Source organism: Duganella sp. BJB476 (assembly GCF_003416895.1).
In the GTDB taxonomy this organism is placed as follows: Bacteria; Pseudomonadota; Gammaproteobacteria; order Burkholderiales; family Burkholderiaceae_D; genus Rugamonas.
This window is the reverse complement of the sequence record NZ_QVIO01000003.1, coordinates 496,639-520,808: the sequence shown is the minus strand read 5'-3', so window position 1 is coordinate 520,808 and position 24,170 is coordinate 496,639. Positions and strand designations below refer to the sequence as shown.

Sequence of the window (24,170 nt, the reverse complement as noted above, 5' to 3'; positions counted from 1 at the left end):
TTCTATTCAGTGATATTTTATACGACTCACAGAGTCGTAAATACTATATTTGACACCGGGGCAGGGGAAAGGCAATCTGTCATGCTAAGCCAGCGGTCTTAAGTCCGCCTTACAGTCAAGCAACGCCAGGAGAAACATCATGCCGCAATACCGTTCCCGCACCACCACCCACGGCCGCAACATGGCCGGCGCCCGCGCCCTGTGGCGCGCGACCGGCATGAAGGACGGCGACTTCGACAAGCCTATCGTCGCTGTCGTGAACTCGTTCACGCAGTTCGTACCCGGCCACGTGCACCTGAAGGACCTGGGCCAGCTGGTGGCGCGCGAGATCGAGAAGGCCGGCGGAGTGGCCAAGGAATTCAACACCATCGCCGTCGATGACGGCATCGCCATGGGTCACGGCGGCATGCTGTATTCGCTGCCGTCGCGCGACCTGATCGCCGACTCGGTCGAGTACATGGTCAACGCCCACTGCGCCGATGCGATGGTCTGCATCTCCAACTGCGACAAGATCACGCCGGGCATGCTGATGGCCGCGATGCGCCTCAACATTCCGGTGGTTTTCATCTCCGGCGGCCCGATGGAAGCGGGCAAGGTGATCAAGGTGGTCGACGGCAAACAGAAGATCATCAAGCTCGATCTGGTCGACGCCATGATCAAGGCTGGCGATCAATCGGTCAGCGATGCGGACGTCGCCGAGATCGAACGTTCGGCCTGTCCTACCTGCGGTTCGTGCTCCGGCATGTTCACCGCGAACTCGATGAACTGCCTGACCGAGGCGCTGGGCCTGGCGCTGCCGGGCAACGGCACCATCGTCGCCACCCACTCCGACCGCGAGCAGCTGTTCCTGCGCGCCGGCCGTTTGATCGTCGAACTGGCCAAGCGCCACTACGAGCAGGACGACTATTCGGTGCTGCCGCGCTCCATCGCCAGCAAGGCCGCGTTTGAAAACGCGATGGCGCTGGATGTGTCGATGGGTGGTTCCACCAACACCGTGCTGCACTTGCTGGCCGCCGCGCACGAAGCGGAAGTGGACTTCGACATGAAGGACATCGACCGCATCTCGCGCAAAGTGCCATGCCTGTGCAAGGTCGCGCCGATGACCGACAAGTACCATATCGAAGACGTGCACCGCGCCGGCGGCATCGTGGCGATCCTGGGCGAACTGGCGCGCGCCGGTTTGCTCGATACCTCGCTGCCGACCATCCACGCGCCGACCTTGGGCGATGCGATCGAACGCAACGACATCAAGCGCAGCGACGATCCGGCCGTGCACCAGCTGTTCCGCGCCGCGCCTGGCGGCGTGCCGACGCAGGTGGCGTTCTCGCAATCGGAACGCTACGACGCGCTCGATACCGACCGCAGCACCGGCTGCATCCGCGACAAGGCGCACGCCTATTCGCAGGACGGCGGCCTGGCTGTCTTGTACGGCAACCTGGCGCAGAACGGTTGCATCGTGAAGACGGCTGGCGTCGATGAGAGCATTTTGAAATTCAGCGGCAAGGCGCGCGTGTTCGAGAGCCAGGATGCTGCGGTTGAAGGCATCCTTGGCGATACCGTGCATGAAGGCGATGTGGTCATCATCCGCTACGAAGGTCCGAAGGGCGGCCCCGGCATGCAGGAGATGCTGTATCCGACTTCGTACATCAAGTCCAAGGGCCTGGGCAAGGCTTGCGCGCTGCTGACTGATGGCCGCTTCTCGGGCGGTTCGTCGGGTCTGGTGATTGGTCATGCTTCGCCGGAAGCGGCGGAGGGCGGCGCGATCGGCCTGGTGGAAGAGGGCGATATGATCGATATCGATATCCCGAACCGCACCATCAACCTGCGCATCAGCGATGCGGACCTGGCGGCGCGTCGCGCGGCCATGGAAGCCAAGGGTGATGCGGCGTGGAAGCCGGTCAACCGTCAGCGCTATGTGTCGCAGGCGCTGCAAGCCTACGCCGCGCTGACCACGTCGGCCGATCGCGGCGCCGTGCGCGATCTGTCGCAGATCAAGCGCTAACTGCTTGCCGCACTCCCGCTCCGCCCGGAGCGGGAGTTATTATTTCTTGTCGAAATTCTGCTTCACGCGCGCCTTGCGGCGCTTTTCGTCTTCGTCGTGCGCCTTGCGCTTGTCCAGGCCAAGCATCGGTTCCAGGAACTCGAACCACACGAAGGCGAACACCATCAGCCCGATAATCCACCACCAGGACAGCAGGGCGAACTTCCACACTTCAAAATACCGCAGCCCGCACAGGGCTAAGATCAACAAAATGATAGGCATGATGTGCTCCTCCAGTTACGTCATCTTACAAAGAAAATGGCTTTACGGGCAGCAATATTCTATTATTGGTCAACGGGCATATGCGGTATGGCGTTTAATGTGCACTGGGAAAACACGGTAGAATTGTTGGCAGAATTGAGTAGCACTTACCTGGAGAAGACAATGAAACGTAATTTGATGATGGTTGGCATGGTGGTCGCATCGGCATTCGCGTCGCAAGCCGCAATGGCGGACGCGGGCATGGACCTGGCAAAAGCGAAGAACTGCCTGGCATGCCACGCTGTGAGCACCAAGCTGGTTGGCCCTGCCTACAAGGATGTCGCCGCCAAGTACGCCGGCCAGAAAGACGCAGAAGCCAAGCTGGTCACCAAAGTGATGAAGGGCGGTTCCGGCGCCTGGGGCGCGATCCCGATGCCAGCCAATCCGCAAGTGAGCGACGCTGAAGCGAAGACCCTGGTGAAATGGGTGCTGGCGCAGAAATAATCAGCGCAGCAGCAGAATCAAAAAAAGCCCCGTCTGCACTGAGCGCGATCTTGAGCGCGTTCAGGCCGACGGGGCTTTTTCATTAAACTTACTTGATCACCGAAGTGATGGTCTTGGTGCCGTTGTTGTAGTTGTACATGGTCAGCGAGCCGTCCTTGATGTCGCCCTTGGCATCGAACTCGATCAGGCCGGTCACGCCCTGATACTTGATCTTTTGCAGGAACGGCAGGTACTTGGCAGGCTCAGCCGAGTTCGCCGCTTGCATCGCAGCAGCCATCGTCATCACCGAATCGTACACGTATGGCGCGTACAGTTGCACGTCCATGTTGTACTTCTTCTTGTAGCGCGCATGGAAGTCGTCCATGTTCTTTTGCAGCTCAGGCGGTACACCGCCGGCTTCGGCGCAGGTGACGACCTTGACCGCGTCGGCGCCGGCCAGCTTAGGCAGCGATTCGGTGCACAGGCCGTCGCCGCCCATGTACTTGGCCTGGATGCCCAGCGCCTTCATTTGGCGCAGCAGCGGGCCGCCTACCGAGTCCATGCCGCCGAAGAAGATCAGGTCGGGATTCTTGCCCTTGATGGTGGTCAGGATGGCGTTGAAGTCGGTCGCCTTGTCGGTGGTGAATTCCTTGCCGACGATTTGCACGCCCGGCAGCGCTTTCTTGGCGCCCTTGATGAACTCTTCCGCCACGCCCTGGCCGTAGGCGGTACGGTCGTCGATGACGGCGATCTTTTTCACGCCCATCTTGCCGACTGCATAGCTGCCCAGCGAGCCGCCCAGCTTGGCGTCATTGGCGACCACGCGGAATACCGAGTTGAAGCCTTGCTGCGTATATTTGGTCTGGGTGGTGGCTGGCGAAATTTCCGGGATGCCGGCGTCGAAGTAAATCTTCGATGCAGGGATGGTGGTGCCGGAGTTCAGGTGGCCGATCACGCCGTTGACTTTGGCGTCGACCAGCTTCTGCGCGACCGCCGTGCCCTGTTTTGGATCGCCGCCGTCGTCTTCCAGCACGAGGACGAATTTGACCGGCTTGCCGCCGATCTTGATGCCTTTGGCGTTCAATTCTTCGACGGCCATCTTGGCGCCGTTTTCATTGTCCTTGCCCAGGTGCGCAGACGGACCGGAGACCGGAGCGACGTGGCCGATCTTGATCACTTCTTGCGCGCCGGCGCTGCCAGCAAAAGCCAGTGCGATGGCGAGTGGAATGAACTTGGTCTTGAACAGCATATGCATTCTCCAATGGTTGAATAAGCGACGGTGTCTCATGAGCGCCGCAGAATTTTTTCTGCAAGGCCAAAAGGTACAACAAATTATTCTTAACGCAAAGGGAGATTCGCAGGGTTTCGCACTTTTAAGTGGCATTTCCCGGTTTTGATGCGCGCCGCGCTGGGAGGGGGCGGTCCGTGCACCAGAAGTGGGAACGGACCGGGAGGGAAATTCTTACTTTTTGGCCTGCAGATGCGTCAACTCTTGCGAGACGGCGCGGGCGACGATTTTTTCAATGGTGTCGTGCAGGCCGATGCGGATTTCGTTGGTCAGGCCGTGCAGGGCGTGGGTCAGGACTTCGGCCATGCAATCCTTGATGCGCTGCTCCAGCACGAAATCGACGCGCGATTGCAGCTGGTGCATGATGCGTTCGGACAGGCGATGTTCCATCATCGCCCATTCGGCATCGCTCCAGTTGTCGATGGCGTCGGCTTCCAGCTCGGCCGCCATTTCAGCGCGCTTGGACAGCGTGGAGCGGGTACCGGAAGCGGCCTCGCCGGGCAGCAGTTCATCGCCCAGCGGCTCGGCCTTCAGGACTTCCGTCAATACAGGGATACTGGCGTCAAACGATTGGGCTTGGCTCATGATTTTCCTGTGACAAAGTGGGTAAGTGGGTAGTCTTGCTGCTTGTATGCGACATAGCGCTTGCGGCCGGCGGCCGCATCATCCTCATCGGAGGAAATTACTTCGATCATGCGCTCGAATTGCGCGACCCCGGAAGGTGCGCGGCGCGACAAATTTACCAATAAATCTTTGTGTGGTAATTCTGCCTCATCGTTGTCCGTGAGAATGATTGGCGTGTGCGCGGCGAGCGCATCGCCAGCGAGCACATGGGGCAGGAAGTCGGCAGGGGAAAATGTCCACATCGCCGCGTTAAGTTCTGCCAGTTGCGCCTCATCGTCTGCCATTAGCACCACGCGTTTGTTCGCCCCCCAGGCCTTGCGCACGAGGCGGCAGGCATAGGCGATTTTGTCCGGCACGTTGGTGTGGAAATCGATGCGTGTCATAGCTGTTTGATCTGTTCTGTAGAGGGGAAGTGCATGCGGCAAGGTGCCGCCTGATTCCAGTTTATTCGAAAATTATTTTTGGCGCTGGCACCGATGTTGCTACCGAACGCCAATTCTAGAACTGGAAGCCCGGCGGCGCATTGACCGGCGGCAGAGGCTTGGTCAGCTCTTCCACGGGGCGCACCGCTTCGGGCGGTGGTGCTGGCGGCTGCGCGGCGGAAACCGGCGCCGGGAATTGATAATTCGGTGGCAGGCGTTTTTCCAGCGGATAGCCGGCGTCGCTCAACAATACGTCCCAGCTGTTCTGCTCGAAGCCGGTCAGCTTGCTGCGGCCGACCAGCAGCAGCGGTAGCTGGCCGTTGCCACCTGCCTTCTTCAGTGCGAACTGGTCGTCCACGGTGGCGACGGTTTTTTCATTGAAGGGGATGCCGCGCGCCATCAGCATGGCGCGGGCGTTGTCGCAACCATCGCACTGTGCCGTGGTGTACAGCGTGACGGGGCGATTGCGCACGGCGTCGGCCAGTTCCTGCGGCAACTCCACCGAAGCTCCGCCGGTGGAAAACGATTTCACTTCGACTTTTGTTTTGGTCGGCGCCGATGGTGGCGGCGGCTGGTCGCTGTAGTGGGTCACGCCCTTGTCGTCGACCCATTTGTACACCTGGGCGCTGGCCGTGCCGAGGCACAGCAGCGCGATGGTGAGGAGCGCCAGCCGCTTCATGATCAGGCCGCCATGCCGCTGTGACGCAGCAGCGCGTCGATGCTGGGCTCGCGGCCACGGAAGGCCGTGAACGATTCCAGTGCGGGGCGCGAGCCGCCTACCGACAGGATCTCCTGCAGGTAGCGCTTGCCGGTCGCGGTAGTGGCTTCCGGTCCCAGTGCCTTGGCTTCTTCGAACGCGGCGTAGGCGTCGGCGGACAGCACCTCGGCCCACTTGTAGCTGTAGTAGCCCGCCGCATAGCCGCCGGAGAAGATGTGGCCGAAGGAGTTCTGGAAACGGTTGAACGCAGGCGGAATGATCAGCGCGAATTTGGCGCGCACTTCATCGATCAGTTGCTGCACGGTCTTGCCGGTGCTGGCGTCGTAGTCGTAGTGCAGGTGCATGTCCAGCAGCGAGAATTCCACCTGGCGCAAGGTCTGCAGGCCGGACTGGAAATTCTTCGCGGCCAGCATCTTGTCGTACAGCGCGCGCGGCAACGGTTCGCCGGTGCTGACGTGCGAGGTCATGTGTTCCAGCACTTCCCATTCCCAGCAGAAGTTCTCCATGAATTGCGACGGCAGTTCCACCGCATCCCATTCCACGCCGGAGATGCCGGATACGCCCAGCTCATCGACCTGGGTCAGCATGTGGTGCAGGCCGTGGCCGAATTCGTGGAACAGCGTGATCACTTCATCGTGCGTGAACAGCGACGGCTGTGCGACGCCATCGACCACTGCAGGCTCGGTGAAGTTGCAGGTCAGGTAGGCGACCGGGGTTTGTACTTTCTCTTCCTCGGCACGGCGACCGCGGGCGTCGTCCATCCAGGCGCCGCCGCTCTTGCCGGCGCGCGCGTACAGGTCCAGGTAGAACTGGCCGATCAGCTTGCCGTTACGTTCGATGCGGAAGAAGCGCACGTCCTTGTGCCATACCGGCGCATCGTCCGGCTTGATCTCGACCGTGAACAGGTTCTGGATCAGGCGGAACAAGCCGTCGACCACTTTGTGTTCAGGGAAGTACTGCTTCACTTCCTGCGCCGAGAAGGCGTAGCGGCGTTCTTGCAGTTTTTCGGAAGCGTAAGGGATGTCCCAGGCTTTCAGCTCGGCGATGCCCAGTTCTTCCTGCGCGAATTTTTTCAGTTCGGCCAGGTCCTGCTCGGCGAACGGACGGGCGCGCTTGGCCAAGTCTTCCAGGAAGGCGATCACCTGGTCCGGCGATTGCGCCATCTTCGGCACCAACGATACCTCGGCGAAGTTCTTGTAGCCCAGCAGCTTGGCTTCCTCGTCACGCAGCTTCAGCAGCGTGACGATGTTTCGCGTGTTGTCCCAGTCTTCCTTCTTGCTGAACACATCGCCCTGCTCGGAAGCCTTGGTGGCGTTGGCGCGGTAGATGGTCTCGCGCAGTTCGCGCTTGTCGGCGAATTGCAGGATGGGGAAGTAGGACGGGAAGTGCAGCGAGAATTCGTAGCCTTGCTTGTTTTCCTTTTCGGCGGCGGCGCGCGCGGCGGCTTTCACGTCGGCGGGCAGGCCGGCCAGGTCGGCTTCGTCGGCCACCAGCAGCTTGTAGTCGTTGGTGGCGTCGAGCACGTTTTCGGAGAAGCGGGTCGAGACCGACGCGTGTTCTTCCTGGATGTCGGCAAAGCGTTCTTTTTTATCGGCAGGCAGTTCGGCGCCGCCCATGCGGAAATCGCGCACGGCGTTGTCGATGATGCGCTTGCGGGCCGGCGACAGGCTGTCGAAGCCGGCCGACGCGCGCAGCGCCTTGTACTTGCCGAACAGCGCCTCGTTCTGGGCCAGCGCGGTCCAGAACTCGGTCACTTTCGGTTGATTGTCGTTGTAGGTGGCGCGCAGTTCGGGCGTATCGACCACATTGTTCAGATGGCTGACGATGCCCCATGCGCGGCCCAGCAGCTCGGTGGCGTTTTCCAGCGGGGTGACGAAGTTATCCCACGTCACTTGCTCGGACGGCGCTTCCAGTTGCTCGACCACGGCGCGGCTCTTGGCCAGCAGGGAGGCTATGGCCGGGGTGACGTGCTCGGGCTTGATCGCATCGAAACGCGGCAGGCCGCTAAAGTCCAGCAGGGGATTTTGATCAGTCATCTTGAGTCCAATAAGTTCGATACGGTTGTATTAAGTACGCTCGGCCGCTTCGACGGTGTTCATCAGCAGCATGGTGATGGTCATCGGGCCCACGCCGCCTGGTACCGGCGTGATGTGCGATGCCACTTCCTTGATGCCGGCGAAATCGACGTCGCCGCACAGCTTGCCCGCTTCGTCACGGTTGATGCCGACGTCGATGACGATCGCGCCCGGCTTCACCATATCAGCGGTCAGCGTATTGCGGCGGCCGGTTGCGGCCACAACGATGTCGGCCTGGCGGGTGTACAGGCCCAGGTCCGGCGTCGCACTATGACAGATGGTGACGGTGGCGTTGGCTTGCAAGAGCAGCAGCGCCATCGGCTTGCCGACGGTGTTGCTGCGGCCGATGACCACCGCGTGCTTGCCGCGCAGGTTGACGCCGGTGCTTTCGATCAGCTTCATGCAGCCATACGGCGTGCAAGGACGGAAACCGTCCAGGCCGGCCATCAGTTCGCCGGCGCTCAGCACCGAGTAGCCGTCCACGTCTTTCTTGGTGGAGATCGCTTCGATGACCTTGTGCGGGTCGATGTGCTTAGGCAGCGGCATTTGCACCAGGATGCCGTGGATGGCCGGATCGGCGTTCAGCGCGGCGATGCGCTCCAGCAGCGCGGCTTCGCTCAGGTCGGCAGGGTATTGGTCCTTCAACGAATAGAAACCGGCGTCCTCACAAGCCTTGACCTTGTTGCGCACGTACACGTGGCTGGCCGGGTCGTCGCCGACGATGATCACGGCCAGGCCGGGCTGTTTGCCTTGGGCGGCGAGGGCGGCAGCACGTGCAGCAATTTCCGCGCGCAGTTTTTGGGAGAGGGCGATTCCGTCGATCAGTTGAGCAGGCATGATTTAACCAGGTTGGAGAGGAAAGCAGGATTATAAAGCCGCAGCGCGCACTCCGCCTCGTTTCCGGCGGTTTAGTCATGCTGCGGTGCACAAGGTTCCCATAGGGTTATTTCACAATACGAAATGACGTATCGTAATTTGAAAAAGAGGAAAAGTGCTGTTAGAATCGCACACGGCATTGAAGTATTGGTAAATAATCAGCGTTAGTTCAGCACTCAAACTCAGGAGACTTAATACATGTCAGCTCAACTTGACCAGGTAACGGCAAACACCGACCCTGATTCGCAAGAAACCAAAGAATGGTTGGACGCACTGGCTGCAGTGCTGGAACAAGAGGGCCCTGAACGTGCTCACTACCTGATGGAACGCCTGATCGACCTGGCCCGCCAAAGCGGCTCGGACATTCCGTTCTCCGCCAATACCGCTTACGTCAACACCATCCCCGCCCACCTCGAAACCCATTGCCCAGGCAACCTGGAATACGAAGAGAAGCTGCGCTCGTGGATGCGCTGGAACGCCATGGCGATGGTCGTCAAGGCCAACCGCGTCGACGGCGACCTCGGTGGCCACCTGTCCTCGTTCGCCTCGCTGGCCAACATGCTGGGCATCGGCTTCAACCACTTCTGGAAAGCGCCGAGCGAAAACCACGGCGGCGACCTGCTGTACATCCAGGGCCACTCCTCGCCAGGCGTGTACGCCCGCGCCTTCCTCGAAGGCCGCCTGAGCGAAGAGCAGCTGACCCATTACCGTCGCGAAGTCGACGGCAAGGGCCTGTCCTCGTATCCGCACCCGAAACTGATGCCGAACTTCTGGCAGTTCCCGACCGTGTCGATGGGCCTGGGCCCGTTGATGGCGATCTACCAGGCGCGCTTCCTGAAGTACCTGCACGCGCGCTCGATCGCCGACACCACCGACCGTAAAGTCTGGGCATTCTGCGGCGACGGCGAGATGGACGAACCGGAATCGCTGGGCGCAATCGGCATGGCCGCGCGCGAGAACCTGGACAACCTGGTCATCGTCGTCAACTGCAACCTGCAACGCCTGGACGGTCCGGTGCGCGGCAACGGCAAGATCATTCAAGAGCTGGAAGCGGACTTCCGCGGCGCCGGCTGGAACGTCGTCAAAGTCATCTGGGGCCCGGGTTGGGACGCGCTGCTGAAGCAGGACAAAGACGGCATCCTGCGCAAAGTGATGATGGAAACCATCGACGGCGAATACCAGAACTACAAGGCCAAAGACGGCGCCTACGTGCGCAAGCACTTCTTCGGCAAGCACCCTAAGCTGCTGGAGATGGTCGCCAACATGACCGACGACGACATCTGGCGCCTGACCCGTGGCGGCCACGATCCGCACAAGATCTACGCCGCTTTCAAGGTCGCACAGGAACACAAAGGCCAACCGACCGTCCTGCTGGTGAAAACCATCAAGGGCTTCGGCATGGGCAAGCACGGCGAAGCACGCAACACCGCGCACAACACCAAGAAGCTGACCGACGAAGCCGTGCGCGAAATGCGCGACCGCTACTCGATCCCTATTCCGGACGACCAGCTGGCCGACATCCCGTTCTACAAACCTGCCGACGACGCGCCGGAAATCAAGTACCTGCACGAGCGCCGCGCCGCGCTGGGCGGCTACCTGCCTGCCCGCCGCATGCAAGCCGACGAGAAGCTGGTTGTGCCGCCACTGAGCGCCTTCCAGAACGTGCTGGATGCGACCGCCGAAGGCCGTGAAGTATCGAGCACCCAGACCTTCGTACGTATCCTGACCACGCTGCTGAAAGATCCTAGCCTGGGCCAGCGTATCGTGCCGGTGCTGGTCGATGAGTCGCGTACCTTCGGTATGGAAGGCCTGTTCCGCCAGGTTGGTATCTTCAACCAGCAAGGCCAGTTGTATGAGCCGGTCGATAAAGACCAGGTCATGTACTACCGCGAAGACAAGGCCGGCCAGATCCTGCAAGAGGGTATCAACGAAGCCGGTGGTATGAGCTCGTGGATCGCCGCGGCGACCTCGTACTCGACCAACAACCGCGTGATGATCCCGTTCTACACGTACTACTCGATGTTCGGCATGCAGCGTATCGGCGACCTGGTATGGGCCGCCGCCGACATGCGCGCCCGTGGCTTCCTGATGGGCGGCACCGCCGGCCGCACGACGCTGAACGGCGAAGGCCTGCAGCACGAAGACGGCCATAGCCATCTGTTCGCAGCGGCTGTACCGAACTGCATGCCTTACGATCCGACCTTCGGTCACGAAATCGCCGTGATCGTTCAGGATGGTCTGCGCCGCATGGTGGAAAATCAGGAAGATGTGTTCTACTACATCACCATCATGAACGAGAACTACCCGCACCCAGGCATCAAGCCTGGCCAGGAAGAGGGCATCCTGAAGGGCATGTACCTGCTGCAGGAAGGCGACAAGAAAGCCAAGCAGCGCGTGCAGCTGATCGGCTCCGGCACCATCCTGCGCGAATCGATCTTCGCGGCCGAACTGCTGAAGAACGACTGGAACATCGCCGCCGACGTGTGGTCCGCTCCGTCGCTGACGCTGGTGGCCCGCGACGGCCAGGACGCAGAGCGCTGGAACCTGGTCAACCCGACCAAGGAACAACGCGTGCCGTACGTGGCGCAGCTGCTGAAGGACACGAGCGGCCCTATCGTCGCGACGACCGATTACATGCGTGCGTTTGCTGAACAGATCCGCGCCTTCATTCCTAAAGACCGCACCTACCGCGTGCTGGGCACCGATGGTTTCGGCCGTTCGGACACCCGCGCCGCGCTGCGTGAATTCTTCGAAGTGAACCGTTACTACATCACGGTCGCTGCGCTGAAATCGCTGGCGGAAGAAGGCAAGATCGACGCGAAGGTGGTGGAGCAGGCAGTCGTCAAGTACGGCCTGAACGCCAACAAGCCAAATCCGGTGACCCAATAATTAGAACGGAGCAGACGCTATGAGCATTGTGGAAGTTAAAGTCCCGGATATCGGTGATTTCAAGGAAGTTGAAATCATCGAGTTGATGATCAAAGTAGGCGATACGATTAAAGTAGACCAGTCGCTGATTACCGTTGAATCGGATAAGGCCAGCATGGAGATTCCTTCGTCCGCCGCTGGCGTGGTCAAGGAAATCAAGGTCAAGGTCGGCGATAAGGTGGCTATGGGTTCGTTGTTGCTGTTGCTGGAAGCTGATGGCGCTGGCGCCGCAGCTCCTGCAGCTGGAGCCGCACCTGCACCAGCCGCTGCGGCTCCAGCACCGGCGCCTGCCGCTGCCGCCGCACCTGCACCGGCTCCTGCCGTTTCGGCCGGTCCGGTCGACGTCAAGGTGCCGGACATCGGCGACTTCAAGGAAGTTGAAGTCATCGAAGTGATGGTCAAGGTTGGCGACACGATCAAGGTCGATCAGTCGCTGCTGACCGTTGAATCGGACAAGGCCAGCATGGAAATCCCTTCGTCGCACGCTGGTGTGGTGAAGGAAGTGAAGATCAAGGTTGGCGACAAGGTTGCCATGGGTTCGGTGGTGCTGGTGGTTGAAGCTACGGGTGGCGCTGCCGCCCCGGCGGCCGCACCTGCCGCTGCTGCTCCTGCCGCCGCGCCAGCCGCCGCCGCTGCTCCTTCGCCGGCGCCTGCTGCTCCTGCCGCCGTTGCGGCCGCGTCGCAAGGCTCGGTCCAAACCGGCAAGCTGGCGCACGCATCGCCGTCGATCCGCAAGTTCGCCCGCGAACTGGGCGTGGATCTGGGTAAAGTGCCTGGCTCCGGTCCTAAAGGCCGCATCAACCAGCTGGACGTGCAGAACTACGTCAAGGGCGTGATGGCTGGCACCACCGCTGCACCTGCCGGCGCTTCGGCTCCAGCCGGCGGCAACGGCGGCATGAGCGTGCTGCCATGGCCGGTGATCGACTTCAGCAAATTCGGTCCTACCGAACTGCTGCCACTGTCGCGCATCAAGAAAATCAGTGGTCCTAACCTGCACCGCAACTGGGTCATGATCCCGCACGTCACGCAGTTCGACGATGCCGACATCACCGACCTGGAAGCGTTCCGCGTCGAGACCAACAACGCCAACGCCAAGAACAAGGATGCCGCCAAGCTGACCATGCTGGCCTTCGTCATCAAGGCATCGGTCGCCGCGCTGAAGAAATTCCCGGCGTTTAACGCGTCGCTGGATGAGAAGGGTGAAAACCTGATCCTCAAGCAGTACTACAACATCGGCTTCGCGGCCGACACGCCGAACGGCCTGGTGGTACCTGTGATCAAAGGCGCGGACCAGAAATCGGTCTCGCAGATCGCTCGCGAAATGACTGAGCTGTCGCTGCAAGCGCGCGAAGGCAAGCTGAAACCGACCGACATGCAGGGCGCCAGCTTCACCATCTCGTCGCTGGGCGGCATCGGTGGCACGCACTTCACGCCTATCGTCAACGCGCCGGAAGTGGCGATCCTTGGCTTGTCCAAGGCATCGATCAAGCCGGTGTGGGACGGCAAGGCATTCCAGCCTCGCCTGATGATGGGTACCTCGCTGTCCTACGACCACCGCGTGGTCGACGGCGCGATGGGTGCTCGCTTCTCCGTGTACCTGAGCGAAGTGCTCGGCGACATGCGCAAAATTCTGCTGTAAGGAGCGACTATGAGCACAGAAGTGAAAGTGCCGAACATCGGCGACTTCGCAGAAGTTGAAGTGATCGAGGTGATGGTCAAGGTTGGCGATACGATCAAGGCCGACCAGTCGCTGATCACCGTTGAATCGGACAAGGCCAGCATGGAGGTCCCATCATCGCACGCTGGCGTGGTCAAGGAAATCAAGGTCAAGGTTGGCGACAAGGTCAAGGAAGGCTCGCTGATGCTGGTGGTGGAAGCCGCCGCTGGTGCCGCCGCCGCTGCTCCTGTCGCCGCGCCGGCGCCTGCTGCTGCAGCTCCGGCTCCGGCCGCAGCATCTGCGCCAGCCGCGCCGATCGCCGCACCAGCCGGTGGCAGCTACGCCGGCCAGGTCGACATCGACTGCGACATGATGGTACTGGGCGGCGGTCCTGGCGGTTACTCCGCCGCGTTCCGGGCTGCAGACCTGGGCATGAACACCGTGATCGTCGAGCGTTACGAAACGCTGGGCGGCGTGTGCCTGAACGTCGGTTGCATCCCGTCGAAAGCGCTGCTGCACGTGGCATCGGTGATCGACGAAACCTCGCACATGTCCAACACCGGCGTTACCTTCGCCAAGCCGACCATCGACATCGACCAGGTACGCAAGTACAAGGAAGGCGTCATCAAGAACATGACCGGCGGTCTGGCCGGCATGGCCAAAGCCCGCAAGACGCAAGTCGTCACCGGTGTCGGCCAGTTCCTGAGCGCGAACCACATCGAAGTTACGGCCGGCGACGGCACCAAGAAAGTGGTGCAGTTCAAGCAGGCCATCATCGCTGCCGGTTCGGCCGTGGTGAAGCTGCCGTTCGTGCCGGAAGATCCACGCATCGTCGATTCGACCGGCGCGCTGGAACTGCGCCAGATCCCGAAACGCATGCTGGTCATCGGCGGCGGCATCATCGGCCTGGAAATGGCCACCGTGTACTCGACCTTCGGCGCGCGCATCGATGTGGTCGAAATGATGGACGGCTTGATGCAAGGCGCCGACCGCGATGCGGTCAAGGTCTGGCAGAAGTTCAACGAGAAGCGCTTCGACAACATCATGACCAAGACCAAAACGGTCGGCGTTGAAGCGCTGCCGGAAGGGATCAAAGTCACCTTCGAAGCGGCGGAAGCCGGCGCCGCAGCGCCAGCTCCGCAGGTCTACGATCTGGTGCTGGTCGCAGTGGGCCGCAGCCCGAACGGCAAGAAGATCGCCGCCGACAAGGCTGGCGTGATCGTGTCCGATCGCGGCTTCATCCCGGTCGACAGCCAGATGCGCACCAACGTGCCGAACATCTTCGCCATCGGCGACCTGGTGGGCCAGCCTATGCTGGCGCACAAGGCGGTGCACGAAGGCCACGTGGCGGCGGAAGCCGCAGCGGGCCAGAAGTCGCACTTCGATGTGAAGGTGATTCCATCGGTGGCCTACACCGATCCGGAAGTGGCATGGGCCGGCATCACCGAAGACGAAGCGAAAGCCAAGGGCATCAAGGTCGAGAAGGGCCACTTCCCTTGGGCAGCGAGCGGCCGCGCCGTGGCCAACGGCCGCGCCGAGGGCTTCACCAAGCTGCTGTTCGACGCTGAAACGCACCGCATCATCGGCGGCACCATCGTCGGCACGCACGCCGGCGACATGATCGGCGAGATCGCGCTGGCGATCGAGATGGGTTGCGACGGTACCGACATCGGTAAGACGATCCATCCGCACCCGACCTTGGGCGAGTCGATCGGCATGGCCGCCGAAGTGTACGAAGGCGTCTGCACCGACCTGCCTCCGCCACGCAAGCGCTAAGCAACGTAGCATCACAAAACCGGGACTTGTTCCCGGTTTTTTTATAGGCTTTCAAGATGTCTTCAATACTGTCGTTCATTCCGCTGCTGTTGTCGATCGCGCTGTACACCAGCCTCGTCAAGCTCGCGGCCTTCCTGTACAAGCGCGCGCTCCTGAGCTGGCGGGACGCCTGTATCTTCAGCCTGATTTTGTTGACGGTGCTGGGGGCCGGCACGCTGCTCAACCGCCTGTCAGGCAATGCGATTCCTCTGGTGGTGTCGATCGTCGCCGGCATGGTGATCCAGGTCGGCATCGGCGCGTGGTATCTGGCCTCGCGTGCACGCACGGCCGGTGGCGAGCCATTGGCAGCCAAAGGCGCCGCCATGCTGGCACTAATCGCCTATGGATTGATCGCCGCACTCGGCCTGCTTGCCGCCTTGGCGATGGGCGCGTTGGTCGGCTAAAGTCTCGGCGCCTCAGAGCGAGAATGGGGGCAGTTCCCGAAGCTCGCGACGAGTTTCTACTTAGGGGGCTACACTTATGACGTCGCCCTGGAAGGTCCAAGGCTCGCCGCATGATGGAGAACGATATGGCATCGATACGCAAGGAAATCGACATTGGTGTCCCACCTGAGCAGCTGTGGGATGCGCTACGCGACGTGGGCGCGTTGCATACTCGGCTGGTGAAGGGCTTCGTCACCGATTGCAAATTGGAGCCGGACGGCGCGGCGCGCATGGTGACCTTTGCCAACGGCATGACGGTGCGGGAAGTGATCGTCACCGTCAGCGATGAAGACCACCGCGTGGTCTGGTCGGCGGCGGGCGGACGGCTGAGCCATCACAACGCCTCCGCGCAGGTCTTCGGCGAAGGTGCGCACGGCAGCCGGCTGGTGTGGATCGCCGACCTGCTGCCCGACAGCATGGCGCCCGCCGTCGCCACCATGATAGAGCAGGGGCTGGATGCGATGAAGCGCACCGTCGAGGCACGCTGATGGGTGGGGGCTGCAAGGAATTCGCGAGAATGGGGGCAGTTCCTTGGCGTTGATTGCGCTGAACGCGCTGCGTGGCTGAGAGGTTTGGTGGTCCGGTTCAGTTGCTTGATTAATATCATACATATCTTGGTGATTTTTAGAATTGCAAAGCGGTGGTGTTGTCCTCAGACTAACGATTTACCTGACGCAGCCGGCTGACGTCCTCTTTGACTTCGCTGCCGGGCGCAAAGTGGAGATCGGGATTCTGATGAGTAACTTGAAAAAGATGGCGCTGCTGGCTTTGATGTGGCCCGCCTTCGCCCGTGCGCAGCAAAGTGTGACGGTGACGGGGCAGAAGAAGGCATCGCCATGGATGAAGGCCGAGAGCCAGCACTTTATCGTCTTTTCCAACACCAGCGATGACGCCTTGCGCCAGCTGCTGGACAACCTGGAAAAGCTGGATCACGTACTGCGCATCCAGACCAGGGACTACCAGATCGCCGCCACCGCCCGGAACAAGATCACGCTCTACTATCACGACCGTCCTGGCAGTTTCAACGACGCCGTCGCCGATGCGCCGCCCGAGGCGATCGGCCTGTACAACAGCTGCGGCCACGGTGTGCAGGGCTATGCGGTGCACCTGGAGGGCATCGCCGGTTTGCGCCCGGAACAGTTGGCCAAGCATGCGCTCAACAACAGCCAGACCTATATTTTCGAAGCCTATGCGCGGCATTTTCTTTACCGTTACACCGACATCCGCATGCCGGCCAACTACATCGACGGCTATGCGCAGTATTTTTCCACCGTGCGTTTCGCCGGCAAGCAAATGTCGCTGGGACGTGTGCCAGCCAGCGTGGCGCGCTACATCTACTTCCTCGATAACGGCCATGGTCGCCAGCTATCCTACCAGGACATCCTGGCGCCCGCCGCGCCCAACGACACTGGCGTTACCGCAGAGCCGGCGGTGCGGCTGGAGTACCTCGCCAAATCCTGGCTGCTCACCCACTACATACTGTCGTCCGACGACAGTGTTGGCCAGCGCGACCGGTACCTGAACCAGGTTCATCTGGACGTCCCGGTCGGTGTAGCCTATGCAGCCTCCTTCGGCCAAAAGTTGTCTGAGCTGGACACGGCGATGTGGCGCTACCGTGGCAAGGGTGTCGAGGTCAGGCAGTTCGAGGTGCCGTCGCTGCCGTCAGCCCGCATCGACTTCACCAGCCTTCCCGACGCCGTCACCGATTTTTTGCTGGCCGACGCGGCGCTGAAATCCTGCCCCGGCCAGCAGCGCGGCGCGTCGGTGCTGGCGGCGCTTAGCCAGCACGCTGGCGGTATGCCGAACAATGATGCCGCCTGGCTCACCCTGAGCCGGGCGCAGGTCGACTGGGGCAAGGCGGAAGACGCGCTGCCTTATCTGAACGAGGCGGTCCGCAAGGATGGCGCCGGCGCCGAGGCGTTCTACTTGCTCGGCACGGCCAATTTGCGGTTGTCCGCGCAGCGCAAGGAAGCATCGTATCTGCAAGCGGCGATTGGCAACCTGACGCGTGCGCGCAGTCTCGATCCTGACTCGGCCGAGGTGGCCTACGCGCTCTACCAGGCACGGCTGGCTACGGGCGACAAGCCGGACGCCGCGACGCTGGAGGCTGCCATCGCGGCCTGGCGCAACGCGCACGAGGTCAACACCCACGCGCGTGCGGCGGCGCTGGCGTTTGCTTATTCCGGCAGAGTGGCTGAGGCGGATAACGCGCTGACGCTGCTGGCCCACAGTGCGCTCGACCCCGAGCAGGCCGCCTGGGCGCACACCTGGCAAGCCCGGCTTGCCAAAGGTGTTGGCTACATCGAATTGTTGGCGGAGATGCGGCGCGAGCCCGATGCTGCGGCCCCGTTCAAGGAATGGACGGTGGCCGGCGACGACCTGATGCGAACTGTGGAATACAACGCCGGTGTCGAGAACACGCGCAAGTATCTGGAGTCCATGCGCCTGGCCGACCCGGTGTCCGAGAAAAACTTTTTTGTGCTGCCGACCAAGAAATAGCCGCAAATTCTGGGTCTTGTGGGACCTTATCGCGTGAGCCGGTACAGCAGAATCGCGGTGCGGATGGTAGCGCGTTCGATGGAGGCGATTTCCAGGTCTTCGTCCGGCGAATGCGCGCCGTTGCCGGTGGCGCCCAGGCCGTCCAGGCTGTCGAGCAGCGGGGCGACGAACTGCACGTCGCCGGCGCCGCGCTGGCCTGGCGGCAGGGCAGGGATCTCGCCGAGGCCGGCGTCGCTGCTGGCTTGCGAGTAGGTCTTCAGCACGGCCAGGTTGCCGGCGGTCGGCGACATCGGCGGATACGATTCGTGGAAGCTGATGCTGGCGCTGGTGCCCGGCAGGTTCTGCGCGACGATGGCTTTCATCTTCGCGTGCGCGCGGTCGCGCTGTTCGTAGCTCAGGTAGCGCAGGTCGCCGTGGACCGTTGCGGTGCGAGCGATCACGTTGCCTTTGCCGGCGGCCAGGCCTTTTGATCCGGTAGCGTCGACGCTGGCATCGGTGCCGCCTAATATCAATCCCGGGCTGAACGTCAGGTCAGGCTCGATCACCTGCTGGCGGAAACCGTCGACGATGCGCGCCGCTTCGTACACGGCGCCATAACCGGCGCTCTCGGTGAAGATGCCGCTGGAGTGGCCTTGCTTGCCTTTGACTTCCAGATCCCACGACGACGAGGCACGGCGGCCGATGGTGCCGGTGTCCTTGCCGCTCTTGTCGCGTACCGTGGCTTCGAAGGCCAGCGCGATGTCGCTGCGCTTGGCGGCGGCGACCATGTCGGCGCGCGAGATATCGACTGGATCGCCGGCGTTCTCCTCGTCGCCGCTGAACATCACGGTGATTGTGGTGTTATCGAGCGCACCCACACGCTGCAAGGCGCGCAGCGCTTCGACGATAATCACGTCGCCGCCCTTCATGTCGTTGACGCCCTGGCCGCGCACGCGGGCGCCATCGCGCTTCCACAACTGCACCGGGCTGTCTTTTTCAAACACGGTATCCAGATGGCCGATCAGCAGCAGGCGCTTGCCTTGCTTGCCCTCGCGCGTGGCGAGCAGGTGGCCGGCGCGCTTGACGGCGGGCGGCATGTCGATCCAGCGGGTGGTGAAACCCAGCTGGTCGAACTGCTCGCGAAACAGCTTGCCGACTTCGCGCACACCCTCATGGTTCATGGTGCCGCTGTTGATGTTCACCGAACGCTCCAGCAACTGCAAGCCTTGCTCCGAATGCGCCTTGACCTCGTCGACGATCTTTTGCTCGACGGGCGACAGCGCCGCGGCGCCTGCGCTACTCATTGCCAACACCAGTGCTGCGAACGCGATCGGTTTCAATGCCATGTGGACTCCGGGTGATTCCTCAAGCTTGCGCCGACGCTGGCAGTCCGAAGATGCGGTCGAAGGCGAGGCTGAAGAGAAAGGTATAAAACATAAAGAATAACACCAGCCCCAAGTCCAGCACAAAGGCGTCCCACAGCGAGATGCCCAGCCACCAGGCGAACAGCGGCACCAGGATCACCACCAGGCCTCCTTCGAAGCCCAATGCGTGAGCGACGCGGCGCATCCAGCTGCGGCCTCGCACTGCCTGGCGCGCTTCCCAGGCTTCGAACATGCTGTTGTAGACAAAATTCCACACCACTGCGACCACCGACGAGGCGACGGCGGCGGCGCTGGCGTGGCCCACATCATGGCCCATCAGTAGCACCAGCACGCTGCTGGTGAGGGCGACGGCGATCAATTCAAACAGCGATACATAGACGACTTTGCGTTTCAATCCTTGCATGATGTTTCCTCCTTAGTAAAGATGTGACCATGTTAATAGCAATTTTCTGATTGAAAAAGTCGACAGCTATCAGTTTTTGTGACAGCATGAGGCCATGGCCTTCTCCAGCGATAACATCGCCATCTTTCTCGCCGTGCTGGATCACGGTTCTTTTTCCGCAGCGGCGCGGGCGCTGGGGCGGGTGCCGTCGGCCGTCAGCATGGCGATCGCCAACCTGGAGGCGGAACTCGATTTGCAGCTGTTCGACCGCACCTCGCGCGAGGTGCGGCCCACCGAGTCGGCGCGCGCGCTGGAGGCGGAAGCGCGCCAGATGGCCGGCCAGTTGCGCCGCTTGCAGGCGCACGCGCTGTCGCTGCATCAGGGACTGGAGCGGCGCCTCACGCTGGCCATCGCGCCCGAACTGCTGTCGGCGCCATGGAGTGATCCGCTGGCGCGGCTGGCGGAGGAATTCCCCTCGCTGGAAGTGGACGTGCTGTCGGCCCCGCAGAACGACGCGCTGCGCATGCTGCACGACGGCTCGGCGCAGCTGGCGCTAATCTACGAACGGCCGCAGATCGACCAGCGCGAAAGCTTTCAGGAGCTGGGCAGCGAGGTGCTGGTGGCGGTGATCTCGCCGCGGCATCCGCAGGCGCGTGAGCGCAACGGCCAGTTCCGGCTGGAGGACCTGGTCGACATGCGCCAGATCGCCATCGTCAGCCGCGACGCGCGCATCGAGGACGAGCGCGTGCTCATCTCGCGCAAGTTGTGGCGCACCGACAGCCATCTGGCGACATTGAGCCTGGTGCGCGCCGGCGTCGGCTGGGCCTATCTGCCGCACCGGCTGGCGGCGCCGCTGCTCGATTCCGGCGAGCTGCTGGGCATAGGCTTCGCGCACATGAGCAACCAGGTGCGCCTGTGGGTGGACGTGGTGTGGCTCAACGACCGTCCGCTGGGTTTGGGCGCGCAGCGCCTGATCGCGCTGATGAAGGACATCGCCGGCCTGGAGGCGCGGCCGGTGGAGCCGTAGCGCACACTTAATGCAGCCTTAATCCACCCGCCGCGCCGCATGGGAAGCTGGTATATTCGCTGTGCAGATTTTTTCATAAAGGATAACCATGCTTCGCCTGAAACTCGCTGTCGCCGCCGTCGCCTTGCTGGCCGGTTCCGCCTTCGCCTCGCCCACCGCGCCGAAGAACGGCGCCGAGTACACCACCCTGAAAACGCCGCAGCCGGTGCTGGCCGAGGGCAAGAAGGTTGAGGTGATCGAGTTCTTCATGTACCACTGCCCGGCGTGCTACGCGCTGGAGCCGGCCATGCTGGCGTGGGTGAAGAAGCAGGGCGACAGCATCACGTTCCGCCGCATCCACCTGCCGCTGACCGGCGAGAACGATCCGGAAGCGCATATGTTCCTGACGCTGGATGCGTTGAAGCTGGAAGAATCGCTGCACGCCAAGCTGCTGACCACCTGGCACGTCGAGCGCCGCCGCCTGAAGAGCGATGCGGACAATGTCGACTGGGCGGTCAAGAACGGCGTCGACAAGGATAAATACCTGGCCATGTACAACTCGTTCTCGGTCATCACCAAGCTGAAAAGCGCCGGCCGCGTGGCCAGCACGTATGAAGTCACCAGCACGCCGACGCTGATCGTCAATGGCCGCTACCTGACCAATCCGTCGATGGTGGACGCCAGCAATCCAGGCATTCCGCGCCCGCAACTGGACCAGGCCACCTTGCAGGTGCTGGACGCGCTGGTCGCGATGTCGCGCAAATAAGTTGGCCGCCAGCGCCGAATTTGTCGGCTGGATGCGCGAGCAATTCGCGCCGCTTGGCGCGGCCGTGTCGGATGGTGCGTTCTTCGGTGGCCGCGCTTTCAAATTTCACGGCCTGCAGTTCGCGTGGGTGATCGGCAGCACGCTGTACCTGCGCGTCAACGACGCTACCCGCGCCGGCTTCGAAGCCGAAGGCGCGGCGCCGTTTTCCTACGAGACGAAGAAGGGTACGGTGCTGGTCCGAAAATTTTATTCGGCGCCGGAGTTCCTGCTGGACGATCCCGAGCAGATGCTGGTCTGGGCCCGCAAGGCGATCGACGCAGCCGAATAAAAGCCGCGCGGCGCTGGCGTTTTAGTTGACGGTGAAGCGGGTCGGGATTTCGATGCCGCCGTTGCGCGCGGCTTCCGCGTAGGCTTGCATTTCCTGGATGACGGCGTCGAGCTGTTCCTGGCCCGGGTTGGCCTGGAACATTTTGATGCGCTCGTTCATGAGCGTTACCTGCCTGCTCCAGTCCAGTCGATTCGATTTGCTCATGTCTGCTCCGTGTGTAAAAAAACAGTATAGAGCAAATGACAAAAATGCACAGCTTCTAACGCAGCACGGCGCGGAAGAACAGGTCCAGCCCTTGTGCGGCGCGGGCGCGCAGCTCGTCGGTGCTGGGGGGCTGGTCGGTCGGGAACAGCATGCGCACCATGGTATCGCCCATGATGCAGGCGATTACGTGCACCGCCAGCGTCTCGACCGGCACTTCCGGGCGCAACTGGGCGCGGATGTCGGGGCGGCCGAAAAAGCGCATCAACTCCTGGCGGGTACGCAGCGGGCCGGCCTGGTAGAAGGTGTCGGCCAGCTCCGGCGTGGTCCTGGCCTCGGCCACCACCATGCGGTGCAGGCTGACGAAGGCGGGCGCCGTCACCAGCTCAAGGAAGCGCAGCGCGAAATCATCCATCACTTCCCGGAACGGCCGCGGGTCCGCCTGCATGTCCGTCATGCCGGCGAAGAAATGCGCGCGGCCGTTGGTGATGACGGCGTTCAGCAGCCCGGCCTTGCCGCCAAACTTGACATAGATGGTGCGCACGGCGACGTGGGCCTCGCGGGCGATCATTTCCAGGCTGACCTTGCTGTAGCCCTTTTCCAGGAACAACCTGGCCGCCGTGTGCAGCAGCGCTTGCAAGCGGGCTTCCTTGTCGGCCGCGCGCGGGCGGCCGGCCACCTTGCCGAAGCAGGGCGAGTCGGGGGAGTCATTGGCGGCGTCTTCCGGACAATCCGGTTCGTCCAGGGCGGCGGCGTTGGCGGTGATCTTCATGGGCTGACATGTTAAAGGATGCGGACATCGTAGTCCAAAATAAAATGAAATGCAATCGTTTCATTTCTTGACTTTGCCGAAAATCGGGCTAATAATGCACTTCTCCCATTTCATTTATTTGGAGCTGCACATGTCCACTCAGCACAACCAAGAACAGAAAGTGCTCAGCGCCGTACCCGCCGCCCAGCCTGCGGCGCCTGCCGCCGCTGCGCCGGCCGGTCCGGCCAAGTCCAATACCCGCGTGCTGGTGATCGCCGCCGTCGTCGCGCTGGCCGCCTTGGCCGCCGGCGGCCGCATGTGGTATCGCAGCCATTATTTCGTCGAGACGGAAAACGCCTATGTGGCCGGCCACGTGCATCCGGTCTCGGCCCGCATTTCCGGCGTGGTCACCAAGGTGCTGATCGACGATAACCAGATCGTCAAGGAAGGCGATGTCATCGCCGAGCTGGATCCGTTCGACCAGCATGTGAAGGTCGAGCAGATCCAGGCGCAGATCGCCACCGCCGAGCAGCAAGTGGCGCAGTCGGACGCGCAGATCGCCCAGACCCAGGCCCAGGCCAGCGCCGCCGCCGCCCAGGTGGCGCAGTCGGAAGCGCAGCTGGTGCGCGCCAAGCAGGACGCCGAACGTTACGGCCAGCTGTATAACAGCCAGATGAAGGCCGTCTCGAAAGCGGAACTGGACAGCGCCGTCGCCGGCCGCGCCAGCGCCGTGGCCGACCTGGCCGCCCGCAAGGACAACGCCGCCGCCGCCAAGGCCCAGATCAGCGCTGCCCATTCGGCGCGCGACGTGCTGAAGGCACAAGTGACCGTGCTGCGCGTGCAATTGAAGGACGCCCAGCAGCAGCTGGCGTACAACCGCATCCTGGCGCCAGTCGGCGGCCGTATCGGCAAGCGCACCATCGAGGTGGGCCAGCGCGTGACGGCCGGCCAGCAGCTGACCGCCATCGTGCAGGAAAACGTCTGGCTGACCGCCAACTTCAAGGAAACCCAGCTGGCCGACCTGAAGCCGGGCCAGGAAGTCAAAGTCTCCATCGATGCGATACCTGGCCATGAACTGATCGGCAAAGTCGACAGCTTCGCGCCAGCCTCCGGCGCCCAGTTTGCGCTGCTGCCGGCCGATAACGCCACCGGTAACTTCACCAAGATCGTCCAGCGCGTGCCGGTCAAGATCACCTTCAAGCCGGAAGACGTCAAGGCCCTGAGCGGCCGCCTGGTGCCGGGCATGTCGGCGATCGCCGAAGTGGCCGTGAATCAGTCCGAAGCCAAAGCCGCGCACTAAGG

The 24,170-nt window shown here is 62.1% G+C and carries 23 protein-coding genes; 12 read left to right on the top strand and 11 right to left on the bottom strand.

Annotation, left to right across the window (positions count from 1 at the left end):
* Positions 1 to 139 precede the first annotated feature (139 nt).
* The gene (gene ilvD / locus D0T21_RS15705) at positions 140 to 2,002 is read left to right on the top strand and encodes a dihydroxy-acid dehydratase (protein WP_116990536.1); all 1,863 of its coding nucleotides are present in this window, start codon (positions 140 to 142) and stop codon (positions 2,000 to 2,002) included.
* 39 nt (positions 2,003 to 2,041) lie between these two features.
* Here ilvD and D0T21_RS15700 read toward each other — a convergent pair whose 3' ends face one another.
* The gene (locus tag D0T21_RS15700) at positions 2,042 to 2,263 is read right to left on the bottom strand and encodes a TIGR04438 family Trp-rich protein (protein WP_116990535.1); all 222 of its coding nucleotides are present in this window, start codon (positions 2,261 to 2,263) and stop codon (positions 2,042 to 2,044) included.
* Between the two features lie 162 nt (positions 2,264 to 2,425).
* On the opposite strand from D0T21_RS15700, the gene D0T21_RS15695 reads away from it, so the two are divergent.
* Positions 2,426 to 2,746 (top strand): c-type cytochrome, encoded by a 321-nt coding sequence (locus D0T21_RS15695; RefSeq protein ID WP_116990534.1) that lies wholly within the window; start codon positions 2,426 to 2,428, stop codon positions 2,744 to 2,746.
* Between the two features lie 88 nt (positions 2,747 to 2,834).
* On the opposite strand, the gene D0T21_RS15690 is transcribed toward D0T21_RS15695, so the two are convergent.
* From D0T21_RS15690 to folD, 6 genes are all read right to left on the bottom strand, one after another.
* Complete coding sequence (locus tag D0T21_RS15690) at positions 2,835 to 3,974, bottom strand: branched-chain amino acid ABC transporter substrate-binding protein (RefSeq protein ID WP_116990533.1); 1,140 nt, start codon at positions 3,972 to 3,974, stop codon at positions 2,835 to 2,837.
* A gap of 213 nt (positions 3,975 to 4,187) precedes the next feature.
* Positions 4,188 to 4,598, bottom strand: coding sequence for a hypothetical protein (locus tag D0T21_RS15685; RefSeq protein ID WP_116990532.1), 411 nt, complete (start codon positions 4,596 to 4,598; stop codon positions 4,188 to 4,190).
* On the bottom strand, positions 4,595 to 5,020 hold the full coding sequence (locus tag D0T21_RS15680) for a DNA polymerase III subunit chi (RefSeq protein ID WP_116990531.1): 426 nt from the start codon (positions 5,018 to 5,020) through the stop codon (positions 4,595 to 4,597). Before D0T21_RS15680 ends, D0T21_RS15685 begins: the two co-directional genes overlap by 4 nt.
* 115 nt (positions 5,021 to 5,135) lie before the next feature.
* On the bottom strand, positions 5,136 to 5,738 hold the full coding sequence (locus D0T21_RS15675; RefSeq protein ID WP_116990530.1) for a glutaredoxin family protein: 603 nt from the start codon (positions 5,736 to 5,738) through the stop codon (positions 5,136 to 5,138).
* Between the two features lie 2 nt (positions 5,739 to 5,740).
* Positions 5,741 to 7,813, bottom strand: coding sequence for a M3 family metallopeptidase (locus tag D0T21_RS15670; protein WP_116990529.1), 2,073 nt, complete (start codon positions 7,811 to 7,813; stop codon positions 5,741 to 5,743).
* Positions 7,814 to 7,843: 30 nt separating this feature from the next.
* Positions 7,844 to 8,689 (bottom strand): bifunctional methylenetetrahydrofolate dehydrogenase/methenyltetrahydrofolate cyclohydrolase FolD, encoded by an 846-nt coding sequence (gene folD, locus D0T21_RS15665; RefSeq protein ID WP_116990528.1) that lies wholly within the window; start codon positions 8,687 to 8,689, stop codon positions 7,844 to 7,846.
* Between the two features lie 237 nt (positions 8,690 to 8,926).
* On the opposite strand from folD, the gene aceE reads away from it, so the two are divergent.
* From aceE to D0T21_RS15635, 6 genes are all read left to right on the top strand, one after another.
* Positions 8,927 to 11,617: a pyruvate dehydrogenase (acetyl-transferring), homodimeric type gene (gene aceE / locus D0T21_RS15660; RefSeq protein WP_116990527.1), complete on the top strand. Its 2,691-nt coding sequence runs from the start codon at positions 8,927 to 8,929 to the stop codon at positions 11,615 to 11,617.
* Positions 11,618 to 11,636: 19 nt separating this feature from the next.
* Positions 11,637 to 13,295, top strand: coding sequence for a dihydrolipoyllysine-residue acetyltransferase (gene aceF, locus D0T21_RS15655; protein ID WP_116990526.1), 1,659 nt, complete (start codon positions 11,637 to 11,639; stop codon positions 13,293 to 13,295).
* A gap of 9 nt (positions 13,296 to 13,304) precedes the next feature.
* Positions 13,305 to 15,089: a dihydrolipoyl dehydrogenase gene (lpdA, locus tag D0T21_RS15650; protein ID WP_116990525.1), complete on the top strand. Its 1,785-nt coding sequence runs from the start codon at positions 13,305 to 13,307 to the stop codon at positions 15,087 to 15,089.
* 56 nt (positions 15,090 to 15,145) lie between these two features.
* A complete protein-coding gene (locus D0T21_RS15645; protein ID WP_116990524.1) occupies positions 15,146 to 15,532 on the top strand; it encodes a hypothetical protein in 387 nt (128 codons plus the stop codon).
* 125 nt (positions 15,533 to 15,657) lie between these two features.
* Entirely contained in the window at positions 15,658 to 16,059 is a 402-nt protein-coding gene (locus D0T21_RS15640; RefSeq protein ID WP_229211489.1) for an SRPBCC family protein, read from the top strand.
* Between the two features lie 247 nt (positions 16,060 to 16,306).
* A complete protein-coding gene (locus D0T21_RS15635; RefSeq protein WP_147328112.1) occupies positions 16,307 to 18,070 on the top strand; it encodes a hypothetical protein in 1,764 nt (587 codons plus the stop codon).
* 26 nt (positions 18,071 to 18,096) lie between these two features.
* Here D0T21_RS15635 and D0T21_RS15630 read toward each other — a convergent pair whose 3' ends face one another.
* Together D0T21_RS15630 and D0T21_RS15625 are read right to left on the bottom strand one after the other, a co-directional pair.
* Positions 18,097 to 19,395, bottom strand: a complete 1,299-nt coding sequence (locus D0T21_RS15630) for a M20/M25/M40 family metallo-hydrolase (protein ID WP_116990521.1) — start codon at positions 19,393 to 19,395, stop codon at positions 18,097 to 18,099.
* A gap of 19 nt (positions 19,396 to 19,414) precedes the next feature.
* Complete coding sequence (locus D0T21_RS15625; RefSeq protein ID WP_116990520.1) at positions 19,415 to 19,837, bottom strand: PACE efflux transporter; 423 nt, start codon at positions 19,835 to 19,837, stop codon at positions 19,415 to 19,417.
* A gap of 94 nt (positions 19,838 to 19,931) precedes the next feature.
* On the opposite strand from D0T21_RS15625, the gene D0T21_RS15620 reads away from it, so the two are divergent.
* From D0T21_RS15620 to D0T21_RS15610, 3 genes are all read left to right on the top strand, one after another.
* Positions 19,932 to 20,843, top strand: coding sequence for a LysR family transcriptional regulator (locus D0T21_RS15620; protein WP_116990519.1), 912 nt, complete (start codon positions 19,932 to 19,934; stop codon positions 20,841 to 20,843).
* Between the two features lie 88 nt (positions 20,844 to 20,931).
* Positions 20,932 to 21,588, top strand: a complete 657-nt coding sequence (locus D0T21_RS15615; RefSeq protein WP_116990518.1) for a thiol:disulfide interchange protein DsbA/DsbL — start codon at positions 20,932 to 20,934, stop codon at positions 21,586 to 21,588.
* A gap of 1 nt (position 21,589) precedes the next feature.
* A complete protein-coding gene (locus D0T21_RS15610; protein WP_229211488.1) occupies positions 21,590 to 21,916 on the top strand; it encodes a TfoX/Sxy family protein in 327 nt (108 codons plus the stop codon).
* 21 nt (positions 21,917 to 21,937) lie between these two features.
* On the opposite strand, the gene D0T21_RS31715 is transcribed toward D0T21_RS15610, so the two are convergent.
* The gene (locus tag D0T21_RS31715) at positions 21,938 to 22,120 is read right to left on the bottom strand and encodes a hypothetical protein (protein WP_147328111.1); all 183 of its coding nucleotides are present in this window, start codon (positions 22,118 to 22,120) and stop codon (positions 21,938 to 21,940) included.
* 55 nt (positions 22,121 to 22,175) lie between these two features.
* Complete coding sequence (locus D0T21_RS15605) at positions 22,176 to 22,889, bottom strand: TetR/AcrR family transcriptional regulator (RefSeq protein WP_116990517.1); 714 nt, start codon at positions 22,887 to 22,889, stop codon at positions 22,176 to 22,178.
* 130 nt (positions 22,890 to 23,019) lie between these two features.
* On the opposite strand from D0T21_RS15605, the gene D0T21_RS15600 reads away from it, so the two are divergent.
* Positions 23,020 to 24,168 (top strand): HlyD family secretion protein, encoded by a 1,149-nt coding sequence (locus tag D0T21_RS15600; protein ID WP_116990674.1) that lies wholly within the window; start codon positions 23,020 to 23,022, stop codon positions 24,166 to 24,168.
* Positions 24,169 to 24,170 lie beyond the last annotated feature (2 nt).